Here is a 12185-nt window from a genome sequence, read left to right on the forward strand (position 1 = left end):
TCGTGCGATCACGGGGCAGGATGGTTTCCGCAGGGCCGTGCGGTCCGTGGAGGAATGAGGGCCCCGGGCCCTCGGAGGAGAAGGCGCCAGCCGTGTTCACGAGCGTATTGATGATCGAGAAGGCCCTGACGTCCGTCGACGTGGAGTTCGTCACCACCTTGCACGGCGACGAACCGGTCTCCTTCCACGTACTGCTCCAGCCCCGCGGCGACCAGGCCGACCGCCTGCTGCGCGCCATGGACGACGTCGCCCTCGGCGAGCTGGACGAGGCGGTCCGGGAGGGGGAGACGCCCGAGGGCGACGAGGCGAAGGGCCCGGGGCAGCAGGCCCTGGACGTCTCCCTGGTCGCCCTGCACGCGGCCGGCAGCGAGGCGAGCGGCCGGCTCATCGAGGACCACCCGCTGGACGAGCTCAGGGAACTGGTCGACGAGGTCGGCGCCGACGAGGTCATCGTGCTGACCGACCCGCACTACGTGGAGGAGTTCTTCCACCGCGACTGGGCGTCCCGGGCGCGGAACAAGGTGGGGGTGCCGGTGCTGAAGCTGTTCTCGCACGCCAAGGCGGACAAGGACGCGTGACCTGGCACATCGCGGCCGGTACGGGTACGGGTACGGACCCCCGTGCGCGGGGGCATAGGCTGGGCGGCTGAACGTCCGCCGCACCCGTACGCACACCAGGAGAGACGCATGGCACCCGGCCTGCCCACCGCCATGGACCGACCGCACTTCATCGGCATCGGCGGCGCCGGAATGTCGGGCATCGCCAAGATCCTCGCCCAGCGCGGGGCCCGGGTGGCGGGCAGCGACGCCAAGGAGTCCGCGACCGCCGAGGCCCTGCGCGCGCTCGGCGCCACCGTGCACATCGGGCACGCGGCGGAGCACCTCGCGGACGACGCGAGCTGCGTGGTCGTCTCCTCCGCGATCCGCGCGGACAACCCCGAGCTGGCCCGCGCGGCGGAGCTCGGCATCCCCGTCGTCCACCGCTCGGACGCCCTGGCCCGCCTCATGGACGGCCTGCGCCCGATCGCGGTGGCCGGCACCCACGGCAAGACGACCACGACGTCCATGCTCGCCGTCGCCCTGACCGAGCTGGGCCTGGTCCCGTCCTACGCGATCGGCGGCGACCTGGACGCCCCCGGCTCCAACGCGCTGCACGGCACCGGCGAGATCTTCGTCGCCGAGGCGGACGAATCGGACCGCAGCTTCCACAAGTACGCCCCCGAGGTCGCCATCGTCCTCAACGTCGAGCTGGACCACCACGCCAACTACGCCTCGATGGACGAGATCCACGAGTCCTTCGAGACCTTCGCGGACCGCATCGTGCCCGGCGGCACCCTGGTGATCGCGGCGGACCAGGAGGGCGCGCAGGAGCTGACGCGGCGGCTGGCGGACGCGGGCCGGGATGCGCTGCGGACGGTGACGTACGGCGAGTCGCCGGACGCGGACGTGCGCATCACCTCCGCCGTGCCCCAGGGCCTCAAGAGCGAGGTCACCGTCGAACTGGACGGGACGCCGCTCACCTTCACGGTCTCCGTGCCCGGCCGCCACTACGCGCACAACGCGGTCGCCGCGCTCGCGGCGGGCGTCGCGCTCGGCGTCCCGGCGGCGGAACTGGCCCCCGCCCTGGCCGCGTACACGGGCGTCAAGCGCCGCCTCCAGCCCAAGGGCGAGGCGGCGGGCGTCCAGGTGATCGACTCCTACGCCCACCACCCGACCGAGATGACCGCGGACCTGGAGGCCATGCGCGGCGCCGCCGCCGACGGCTCCCGCCTGCTGGTCCTCTTCCAGCCGCACCTGTTCTCCCGCACCCAGGAACTGGGCAAGGAGATGGGCGACGCGCTGGCCCTGGCGGACGCCTCCGTGGTCCTGGACATCTACCCGGCGCGCGAGGACCCGATCCCCGGCATCACCAGCGAGCTGATCATCGAGGCGGCGCGCGCGGCGGGCGCGGACGTGACGGCGGTCCACGAGAAGACCGAGGCCCCCGCCGTGCTCGCGGGAATGGCGAAGGCGGGCGATCTGGTTCTCACCATGGGAGCGGGCGACGTCACCGACCTCGGCCCGCTGATCCTGGACCGCCTGAAGCAGCAGTAGTAGCAGCAGTAGCAGTGAGGGGCTGATTTCCCATGTCGTACGACGTCGAGAAGCCGGACGAGCAGTGGCGGGCGGAGCTGTCCCCGGCCGAGTACGCGGTCCTGCGCCAGGCCGGCACCGAGCGCGCGTTCACCGGTGAGTACACCGACACCAAGACCGAGGGCGTCTACTCCTGCCGCGCCTGCGGCGCCGAGATCTTCACCTCGACCACCAAGTTCGAGTCCCACTGCGGCTGGCCCAGCTTCTACGACCCGAAGGACTCGGACGCCGTGGAGCTGATCGAGGACCGCTCCCACGGCATGGTCCGCACGGAGGTGCGCTGCGCCCGCTGCGGGTCGCACCTCGGGCACGTGTTCGAGGGTGAGGGGTACGCGACGCCGACGGACCAGCGGTACTGCATCAACTCGATCTCGATGCGGCTGACGCCGAGCGAGGGCTGAGCGGGGAACGGGGGAGCGGGGGGCCGGGGGACGGCTCCCCGCGCGAAGGGGGCTCGAGCTCGGCGTGAGGCGTCGCACACGCACACGCATCAGCCAGGCGACCGTGATCGCCTCGGTCGCCCTGGCGTTCCTGGTGATCGGCCCGATCGTCCTGCTGGCCGCGGACGTGTTGGCGCAGCCGCTGAGCAGGAGAACGCTCATCACCGGGCTGATCCCGCTCATCCTGCTGCCGGCCGTCCTGCTGGGCCAGTACGCCCCGCCGCCCTACCGTCTCCCGTACCGGTGGCGGTGGGGGTTGCTCGGCGTGCAGGTGCTCCTCACCTACCTGCCCGTCCTGGTCTTCGAGTACCGCTGGCTGAGCCTGCTGGGGTTCCTGGCCGGTGCCGTGCTGCTGACGGTGCCGCGTCCCGCGTCACTCGTCGTCGCGGCGGCGGTCGCGGCGAGCGGCCCGCTGCTGGTGAACAGCAGCCTGGTGAGCACGCGGAGCAGCGGTCTGAGCGTGCTGCTCTCCACCGTCATCACCGGCGGCGCCGTGTACGGGGTGGTCCACCTCGCCCTCCTGGCGGCGCGGCTCCAGGCGTCGCACAGCCAGGCGGCCCGCCTCGCGGAGCACCGCGAGCGCGCCCGTATGGCGCAGGACCTGCACGACCTGGTGGGGTCCTCGCTCGTGGCCATCGCGGTACGGAGCGAGAGCGCCCTCCTGCGTGCCGCGCCCTCCTCGCCGGAGCGCGATGCGCTGGAGGAGATCGCGCTCATGGCCCGTCGCTCCCACGCCGACGTCCGGAGCATCACCGAGAACCGCGCCGCCGCCGACCTGCGCACCGAACTGGTCCACGCCCAGCGGCTCCTGTCACACGCCGGGATCGTCACCCGGACTGCCATCCCGCAGCACCGCCTGGACCTCGCGGAGACGGTGAACCACTGCCTGGGCGCCGTCCTGCGTGAGGGCGTCGGCAACGTGCTGCAGCACAGCCGGGCCACCCAGTGCGGCATCGAGGTGAGCGCCGACCGCTCCCGGGTCCGCCTCTCCCTCGACAACAACGCCCCGGCACCGGCTCCCGCCGGCACCCGCTCCGGCAACGGCCTGGCGAACCTGCGCTGGCGTGTGCTGGCCCTGGGCGGCACGCTCCGTACGGAGGCCGACCGCGACCGCTTTGTCCTGACCGCTGAACTCCCGTTGGATCCAGCCGTGCCGCTCGGCGATGCGGACGGCGTCGACGAGGGTACGGGCGTGTAGCTCCCGCCCGGTCACCCTATGCCGCCCGCCGTGCGCACGTGAAGCACCAGCCTCCTGCTTCACGTCGGCCTCCGCGCCGCTTCGCCTTCTGGCCCAGCGGGCTCCCGCGCCGTCGGCTGCGCGTCGCGATCAACCGTTCAGCAGGACGTCGTAGATGTTCCAGAAGAGGATGGCCAGGGGCAGCAGGAGCGGAACGTCCGCCGGACTCCGGCGCAGTCGGCGGCCGGCGGGGGACGCGGGCCGAGGGGGTGCGCAGGGGATCGTGAACGGTCACCCAGCCTTCTTCGCACACGAGCAGCGGCTGAACGCCGATGCGGATGAAGCACCGAACGGGGAACAGAGCCAGGGCGACGATGGCGAAGCCGGCGAGCAAGGTGTCGTCCGCGATAGCGCATGGTGTACTCCAGGAGGTGGGGTGCCGCGCGACACGCACGCACCCCCTTTCGGTTCGTGCCCTCAGCAGCAGCGCATGGCACGGCCGCCTGCGTGGGCGGTGCGGACCGCTGCCGCGAGTCTCGGTGGCGAGACGCTCTTCAGCAGGTAGCCCGAGGCCCCCGCGTCGAGGGCGCGCCCGACGTACCCGGGCCGGTCGAAGGCCGTGAGCATGAGGGTGCGGCAGGCCGGTGCCCGGGTGGGCAGTTCGCGTGCCAGGGCCAGGCCGTCCGTGCCGGGCAGGTCGATGTCGAGGAGGGCGACGTCCGGCGCGCCGCGTTCGGCGGCCTCGAGCGCGGCGTGCGCGTCCGCCGCCTGCCCACCACTTCCAGGCCGAACTCGGCGTCGAGGAGGGCCACCAGGCCGGCGCGCACCACCTGCATGTCTTCCACGACGAGAATCCTGATCACAAAGGTCCCGAGGTGACGCCCCGCCCGGCGCTGTGCCTTCCCTCGGGATGTCCAGTGCCGGGCGAAGCGCCCTTCGGTCAACTCGGGTCAGCGGCGCTCGGTGCTTCCGGCGCCGCGGCCCACGACCATTCCCATGTCTCAGGTGTTCTTACGGCTGAGGTAGCCGAATGTCCATGCTGCGGCGAGCACTACTGAGGCGCAGAAAAAGATGCGTGCGGCATCGCGTGATCCCCAGACGAAGCCCGATATGAGGCCCAGTATCAGCGCCAGGAGTCCGACGCTGAAGAGCGCACGCGAGGTCTTCTCCATTTCGGTTTTCATTCTGTCTCTCTCTTGGGACGGTTACTTCGTGACTACCTGCGCCACCGGGACTTGCGATGGGACTTGGGGCTGGTGGCGCGATGTCTGCCGCTACCGGGCCACCGCTTCGTGGCATATCTGACCGCCCCGGCTCGAGCAAGTGCCCCGATTCCGACACCGAGGGCTCCGCCGGTTCCCGCTCCGTAGATCGCAGCTCGTGCCACACTGCCCCAGGACGCCCTGCGATTACCCCATTTCTTGGCCACGGCCCCGGCTATGCCGCCGGCGATCATCGCACATGGGGCTGCTGCGGCACCGGCGGAGAAGACACCGCACGCCAGGCCCGCCGCACCGGAGGCCAGCCCCACCCGGTGCCTCTTGACGAACTTCTTCGTCTTCCGCCAGGCCTTTTTCCAGCTCCATTTCCCGTCGAGGTCGTAGCGGTTGAGCGGATCGGCGTGAACGTACTCGTAGGCGTTGGCGTTGCCGCCGTGAATCGGGTCCATGGACAGGAAGCGGCCGGTACGCGGGTTGTAGAGCCGCACGCCCATCAGGACGAGGCCGGTCATCGTCTCCGCGGACCGTTGCTTGCCGCCGAGCCAGCCGTACCGTGCGACGGATTGCCCGGCACGCGGGTTGCCGTACTCGTCCGAGTCCAGGGCGACCGGGGCCTTGCCGATGTCCAGCGGGAGTTGCACGGCCACGTCGCCGTGGACGGTGGTCAGTTGCAGGACCCTGTCACCAGTCCTGCCCGTGGTGGCCGTGAGGTCGCCGGAGGCCGAGTCGACGTTGCGGGTGAGGGCTCCGGTCGTGGTGTCCTCGACGATCCAGCGCGGGTTGTCGCCGTCGCCGTCGTAGTGGTTCAGCTTGGACGCGGTCCGCGTCCAGGTGCTGCCGCCGCCGGTCTCCACCGTCCAGGAGCGGAAGCGCAGGGCGGCGTCGAGCTGCCAGGTCTGGCGCTTGCCGTCCGCGGTCTGCTGGTGGGCCAGGTCGTTGGCGTAGTAGCCGACGGTGCCGCCGCCGGGGAGGGCGGTGGTGCGGCCGAACGCGTCGTAGGTGTAGCCGGAGCCGACGATGCGGTCGGCGCTGTCGTAGGTGGAGTGGGCGGTGGTGCCTCCGGTGGCCGGGCAGTCGGCGCCCGGGGTGCCGGTCGCGGTGGTCAGGGACGTGCGGTTGGTGCGGGCGTCGAAGGTGTACGCGCGGCGGGTGCAGACCGTCGCGGACGTGTCCTCCACCGTGGTCAGACGGCCGGTGGCGTCGTACCGGTAGGTCTGGTCCGACCAGCCCGCGTGCCGGATGACCTGGCCGTGGACGGACTCGGCCGTGGTGTCGGAGTAGACGGTCGTGCCGTCGCTGTCGCGCGTGTAGGTGCGGGCGACCGTGGAGCCGGTGGTGTCCTCCGTCTGTGTGAGGGTGTAGCCGCCGGGCAGCTTCTCCGTGGCCACCGAGCCGTCCGCGTCGTAGGTGGCCCGGAAGGTGCCGGCCACCGAGTCGGTGGTGGAGGTCGCCAGGCCGCGGGGTTCGGCGGTGTGGTCGTAGGTGTGGGTGACGGTCGACGGGACGGTGTCGGTGACCTTGACCGGGCGGTCCAGCAGGTCGTACTCGGTCGTGGTCCTGCCGTTGTCGGCGTCGGTGTACGAGATCAGGCGGCCCAGCTTGTCGTACGCCTTGGTGATGGTGCCGGCGGTCGGCGAGGTCGTCCGTACCGCCTGGCCGGTGGCCGGGTCGTACTCGGTGGTGGTCTCGGGAACCGCCTGGCCCGTGCCGCCGGTGATGGCGACCTTCGTCTGACGGCCGGCGCCGTCGAAGGTGGTGGTGGTCGTGCGGGTCACGCCATTGGCCACCTCAGTGACCTTGGCCGGGCTGCCCCACCAGTCGTACTCGGTGGTGGCCGTGGACAGTCCGGTCGGGTTGGATCCGCCGCCGGTAACTGTCCCGCCCGCGGAGACCGAGCAGACCAGGTCGGCCCACTCCGGGCGCCCGGCGCAGGCGCCGGTGCCGGTCGCGGACCAGTAGGCCGTCACCCGTGTGCCCGCGTCGGTGCCGGTCGCGCCGGGCAGGAGCTGTCTGACGGTGCGGCCCTGTGCGTCGTACTCCGTGATCTCGGTGATCGCCAGGTCACCGGGGTCCTTGACCGTCTTCGTCGGCAGGCCCTTGACCCAGTCGTACACGGTCTGGACCGCCCGGACCTCCCCCTGGGCGGCGGGGTGTTCGCGCACCTGGGCGCCGGTGGTGGTCCTGGTGATCTGGTCCTTGACCGTGGCGGTGCCGTCGGTCGGGCGGCCGGCGTCGTACTCGTTGACCTTCCAGGCGCGGGCGGTGACCGAGGTGCCGGACGGTACGAGGGTGGTGGTGCCCTGCTTGAGGTCGGCGGTCAGGTCGATGCGGCGCAGCGGCCCGAACTCCTCCAGCTCACGGGTGCCGTTGTCGTTGTGGACGGAGCGGGTGGCCAGCAGGTCGGCCCGCTCGGCGCCGCTGAGCCGCGCGATGCCGAGGTCGGCCTGGACGGCCCGGTCGTCGGCGGTGGTGCCGAGGGCGACGGCGCGGTTGGCGGCGGTCAGTTCGCGGACCGTGTTGCCGAAGCGGTCGTACTCGGTGGTGGTGATGTGGCCGCCCGGAGTGGCGGTGTTGACCTCGCGCCCGGAGACGCCGAGGTAGTGGACCTCGGCCCGCTCGTATGCGGTCGCGGTCAGCGAGCCGCCCGAGTGCGACGCCGGGACGGCGTCGGCCGGGAGGACGGCGGTGGCGTCGGTCGGGGCGTCGAGCTGGCCCCATGCCTTCACGTCCGCCGCGCCCATCCCGTACGGGGCGGTGGCGCCGGTCAGGGGCACGTCGTAGACGACGCTGGTGGCAGCCGTGCCTTCCTGCACGTCCGTGGTGCCCTGCTCGAGACCGGAGCGCGAGGCCTTGAGCAGCATCCCGTCACCGGCGGTGGCGGCGTTGCCCGCCTTGCCGTAGGTGAACGTCCAGGGCAGCTCGCCGGGGGAGGTGTACTGGGTGACGCGGCCCGCGCCGTCGTAGGCGTACTCGGTCTTGAGCGAGGGGCTGATCTGCGGGTTCCACACCTGGCGAAGCCGGCCGGCGCCGTCGTACAGGTACATCTGCACGGACCTGGACGCGGCCGCGGACGCGCCGGGCACGGTGGACCACAGACGGATCTCCTTCACCTGGCCGCTCACGTCGCCGTACGAGCTGCCGGTGGCGGTGGTGGAGGTCGCGTACACGAACTCAAGGACCCGGCAGCCCTTGGTGGACGGGGCCGACGTGCACGCGGCGGCCGTCGCGGCGGAGGTGGGCGCGATGACCCGCTTCGGCCGGGCCAGCTTCTTGCCGTCCACCGTCACCGTCTCGGAGATCACGGTGGTGGTGGAGTGGGAGAGGCCGTCGAGCAGGGTGCTGGAGACCTGCCAGGTGGTGGCGGTCGGGTCAGGCTTGGTGAACTCGGTGACCGTGCCCTCGGTGTCGCTCAACGTGAAGCTGCCGCTGACGTTCCCCTTGAGGGTGAGGTCCTCGGAACCGGGCTCGGGGACCCAGGAGGTCTTCGCCGCGTCGGCGGTGAAGTGCGTCTCCTCGCCCTCGGAGTCGACGACGGCCACCGCGGTGTCGGAGATCCGCCGGACATGGTTGAAGTCGGAGTCCGTCAGCTCGGCCGCCGTGCCCGCGACCCACTCCTTGCCGAATACGGGGGCCTGGCCCTCCTGCGTGGCGCCCTTGTCCGGGACGCGGGAGGAGGCGGTGCGGGAGACGGAGAGGTCGAAGGCGGAGGCGTCGGTGGCCGAGAGGGTGTAGTCACCGGTCAGCAGGTTCACCGAGCCCGGACCGGCGTCGGACGTCGCGGCCCCGCCCGCAGTGCGGTCGACGACCACGGTGAGCGGCTCGGTGCTGCCCGAGGTGCTGCCCGAGCCCGTGAAGTCGGCCTTGATCTGCACCGATCCGTCGGGGTCCACGGTCTTGGCGGCGTCCCACACCAGCTGGGCGTTCCTGCCGCCGGTCAGCGGAACCGGCCACGCGGTGAGCGCGGTGCCGCCGGAGGTGACGTCACCGGCCGGGATGCGCACCCACGGGTCGGCCTCGGAGCGGCGCCAGGAGAAGGAGACGGCGTGGTACTTGGTGCCGTCCGCGTCGGCCACCAGGGCCACGCGCCGGGCGGTGCGCTCACCGTCACCGGGCTGGACGAAGCCGCCGGGGCCGGCGTGGAAGGTGTACTCGATCGCGTCGGACTTGTTGTCGGCCTTGTCCACGGCCCGCACCTGGAGGGTGTGGGTGCCGTCCTTCGGCGGGGCGACGGAGAGCGCCTTGGCCGCGCTCGCGCCGTTGGTGGCGACCTTGGTCCAGGTGACGCCGTCCAGTGACCACTCCAGCCAGTGGTGGTCGGTGCCGGAGGGCGGGGCGACGGTGAAGGTGCCGGCCTGGCCCGCGCCCTTGACCCACTGCCCGGCCGGGTAGTCCGTGGAAACGATCCTGGTGGGCGCGGTGGGGGCCTTGGTGTCGACGGTGAAGGTCTTCCAGGCCGACCAGCCGTTGTTGTAGTGCGTGCCGTCGTACGGCGACGTGCGGAACTTGTACGTCCTGCCGTCGCTGAGCAGCCCGGAGGGCACGGTCACCGAGGCGACCTGACCGGAGGGGACGTACTTCGACACCAGCACGTTGCCGACCTGCTTGTCGGTGGCGCTGTCGAAGATCTGGAAGGTGCCGTTGACCTGGTCACCGTCGGCGTCGACGAAGGTGTCGCGCAGGGTGGGCGTGGTGGTGTTGACCAGGTAGGCGCCGCTGTAGGAGAAGTACGGCGGGCCGGCCTCCTGCTGGGTGCCGGTGCGCGGCCGGTAGTTGTAGGTGACGGTCAGCTTGGGCGGGTTGGAGGCGGCGTTGGCGGAGTTGACGCGCTTCCACTGGGCGAGGACCGACTCGCTGGTGGCGCGGATGCCCATGTGGCCGCGGGTGGCCTTGGCGGAGGCCCACTCCTGCACCAGGCCGGTGACGTCGGCGTTGATCCAGCCGTCGGGCTGGGCGGCGCAGCCGGCGTTTCCGCGGGTCTCGGTGGAGGTGGCCTTCAGCGCTGTCATGACCGGGCGGTTGGTCCACCGGCTGGAGGTGGAGGCGGCGGGCGAGGACCACACCTCCCACGGGTGGAGCCTGCAGTCGGTGTTGCCCGAGTGGAAGTTCCACAGTGACAGCTTCGCGTCGAGGACGAGGGCGTCCTGGACCGGCGCGGTGTTCCAGGTGATGAACGACTCCGCGGTGCGCGGGGTGCCGTTGGCGTTCTTGGTGCCCGGGTTGCCGAAGTCGAGTTCGGTGTCGGCGGACCAGTCGACGGTCTCGCCCTGCTGCACGTAGGTGTCGAAGACGTTGGACAGCGCGGAGGTGGAGGGGTCGACCGTGACCGGGTACTTCGTCCCGGGGTCGGCGAGGAAGCCGGCGTCCGGGGTGACCACCAGGTCGACGGAGGAGCCCTTCTGCACCACCTCCATGTCGACCTTCACCTTGCGGGTGTGCTCACCGGAGCGTTCGTCGACGGTGGCGTCCCACATGACTGGCGCGGGCATGACAGCCTGGGTGCTGTTCCTGGCGTCGGTGAACAGCACGCTGCCGTCCGGCTGCTGCTTGGCCGTCAGCCCCTTGGCCTTCAGCGGCAGCGTGTAGGAGTAGCCGGCCGTCTCGGGGCGCTTCTTGATCTCGACGAACTGCTCGAAGCCGGTGCGCGTGGCCTCGACCACCACGTCCGCGCCGGGCACGGCGTCGACGTACTGCGCGCGCGTGCCGTCCAGCTCCGGCTCGGGCAGGCCGCCCTTCCACTGCAGGGTGATCTGCTGGTCGCCCTCGCCGAGGGTCACCAGGTCCGTCGCCCTGGCCTTCTCCGCGGCCTTCAGCGACTTAGCGGGGGTGCCGGTCCCGCCGGCCAGGCGCAGGCCCTCCGGGTGCGCCTTGGGCTCGATCCCGCCGGTCACCTCCCGCAGCTCGACGTCGACGTCGGTCCACTGCCCGTCCCGCTCGAACCGGACCGGACCGGCGGCGAGTTCGGTGGTGAGGCTGCCGTCCTCGTTGACCCACGTGGTCGACGTCTCGGCGCGCTCGCTCAGCGCCTCCACGCGGTGGCCGGACAGCCGGGCGGCGACGCGGGCGGAGGCGATGTCCTCGGCCTCCCGGACGGCGGGCTTCCCGGGTGCGGCGGGGGCGGCGGTGCGGGCGCGGCCGTCGAGGCTCGACGCCACCGCCTCACCCGAGCCGGCGACCAGCAACGCCGCCTCCGTCGCCAGCAGCATGGCCGCGCCCAGGGCTATTCCGGGCAGGGTGCGTCTGTGCCGGTGAAAGGCGGGGGAGAAGCCCGCCCATCCCTTCGGCCCCTCGGGCGGGGGCGCGGATCGTGTCATCGGATGGTTCCCCTGTGTGATCGAGAACGTACGGGCGCCCCATCCGACCAGTACGGCGACGTGCGAAGAAGTGAGATCTTCACCTTTTGCCCGCGAGCCCCCGGTCCGTCGTCCAGGGAGTTTCCGCGGGCTGCTGAGCTTCCTCCGGTCCTTGCTGCGGTTGCCGACACGCGCGCCGCCCCCGCCGACGGCCGGCGCGTGCACGGCCTGGGCACGGCACGGAGGTCGGCGGCGACGGCCTCGTGCTGACGGCAGAGCTCCCGTCAGATCCGTCAGATCCAGCCGTGCCGTTCGGCGATGCGGACGGCGTCGACGAGGGTACGGGCGTGTAGCTTGCCGACGGCCGCGGACAGGCGGTTGCGTACCGTCCCCACGCCGAGGAACAGGTCACTGGCGATGGCGCGCGCGTCGGCCCCTTGGGCGGTGAGCCGGAGCACCTCCGCCTCGCGGGCCGTCAGCGGGGTGAGCGTGCCCGCCGATCCGGCGAGCCCGGCGGGTTCGAAGACCCGGCCGCCCGCGTGGGCCGTGCGGACCGCTGCCGCGAGCCTCGGCGGCGAGACGCTCTTCAGCAGGTAGCCCGAGGCCCCCGCGTCGAGGGCACGCGCGATGTATCCGGGCCGGTCGAAGGCCGTGAGCATGAGGGTGCGGCAGGCCGGTGCCCGGGTGGTCAGTTCGCGGGCCAGGGCCAGTCCGTCCATGCCGGGCAGGTCGATGTCGAGGAGGGCGACGTCCGGCGCGTTCCGCTCGGCGGCCTCCAGTGCAGCGTGTGCGTCCGCCGCCTGGCCCACCACTGCCAGGCCGAACTCGGCGTCGAGCAGGGCCACCAGGCCGGCGCGCACCACCTGCATGTCTTCCACGACGAGGATCCTGATCACAAGGTCCGCAGCTTACGGGGTGCGCTGCGG

At 71.8% G+C, this 12185-nt stretch carries 8 protein-coding genes; 4 read left to right on the forward strand and 4 right to left on the reverse strand.

All coding sequences use genetic code 11. The annotated features are described in order from the left end of the window. Nucleotides 1-92 precede the first annotated feature (92 nt). From UW392_RS58315 to UW392_RS58330, 4 genes are all read left to right on the forward strand, one after another. Nucleotides 93-578, forward strand: a complete 486-nt coding sequence (locus tag UW392_RS58315) for an indole-3-glycerol phosphate synthase (RefSeq protein ID WP_320783622.1) — start codon at nucleotides 93-95, stop codon at nucleotides 576-578. Between the two features lie 108 nt (nucleotides 579-686). Continuing rightward, on the forward strand, nucleotides 687-2093 hold the full coding sequence (gene murC, locus UW392_RS58320) for a UDP-N-acetylmuramate--L-alanine ligase (protein WP_320783623.1): 1407 nt from the start codon (nucleotides 687-689) through the stop codon (nucleotides 2091-2093). A gap of 32 nt (nucleotides 2094-2125) precedes the next feature. Then, a complete protein-coding gene (msrB, locus tag UW392_RS58325) occupies nucleotides 2126-2533 on the forward strand; it encodes a peptide-methionine (R)-S-oxide reductase MsrB (protein ID WP_320783624.1) in 408 nt (135 codons plus the stop codon). Nucleotides 2534-2597: 64 nt separating this feature from the next. Continuing rightward, entirely contained in the window at nucleotides 2598-3770 is a 1173-nt protein-coding gene (locus UW392_RS58330; RefSeq protein WP_320783625.1) for a sensor histidine kinase, read from the forward strand. Between the two features lie 456 nt (nucleotides 3771-4226). Here the strand turns inward: UW392_RS58330 and UW392_RS58335 are convergent, their stop codons facing one another. The 4 genes from UW392_RS58335 to UW392_RS58350 all read right to left on the reverse strand — a co-directional run bounded on the left by UW392_RS58335 (nucleotide 4227) and on the right by UW392_RS58350 (nucleotide 12137). Beyond that, nucleotides 4227-4754 (reverse strand): response regulator transcription factor, encoded by a 528-nt coding sequence (locus tag UW392_RS58335; protein WP_320783693.1) that lies wholly within the window; start codon nucleotides 4752-4754, stop codon nucleotides 4227-4229. Further along, nucleotides 4751-4921: a hypothetical protein gene (locus UW392_RS58340; protein ID WP_320783626.1), complete on the reverse strand. Its 171-nt coding sequence runs from the start codon at nucleotides 4919-4921 to the stop codon at nucleotides 4751-4753. Before UW392_RS58340 ends, UW392_RS58335 begins: the two co-directional genes overlap by 4 nt. Before the next feature lie 44 nt (nucleotides 4922-4965). Further along, nucleotides 4966-11172: a DNRLRE domain-containing protein gene (locus tag UW392_RS58345; protein ID WP_320783627.1), complete on the reverse strand. Its 6207-nt coding sequence runs from the start codon at nucleotides 11170-11172 to the stop codon at nucleotides 4966-4968. A gap of 380 nt (nucleotides 11173-11552) precedes the next feature. Further along, entirely contained in the window at nucleotides 11553-12137 is a 585-nt protein-coding gene (locus tag UW392_RS58350) for a response regulator transcription factor (protein ID WP_320783628.1), read from the reverse strand. Nucleotides 12138-12185 lie beyond the last annotated feature (48 nt).

This window comes from Streptomyces sp. CRN 30 (assembly GCF_034105845.1).

Bases quoted from the DNA above. Each gene is read 5' to 3' on its own strand.
- murC (WP_320783623.1), top strand. From the start codon at position 687: ATGGCACCCGGCCTGCCCACCGCCATGGACCGACCGCACTTCATCGGC.
- UW392_RS58340 (WP_320783626.1), bottom strand. From the start codon at position 4,921: ATGGAGAAGACCTCGCGTGCGCTCTTCAGCGTCGGACTCCTGGCGCTG.
- UW392_RS58345 (WP_320783627.1), bottom strand. From the start codon at position 11,172: ATGCTGCTGGCGACGGAGGCGGCGTTGCTGGTCGCCGGCTCGGGTGAG.
- msrB (WP_320783624.1), top strand. From the start codon at position 2,126: ATGTCGTACGACGTCGAGAAGCCGGACGAGCAGTGGCGGGCGGAGCTG.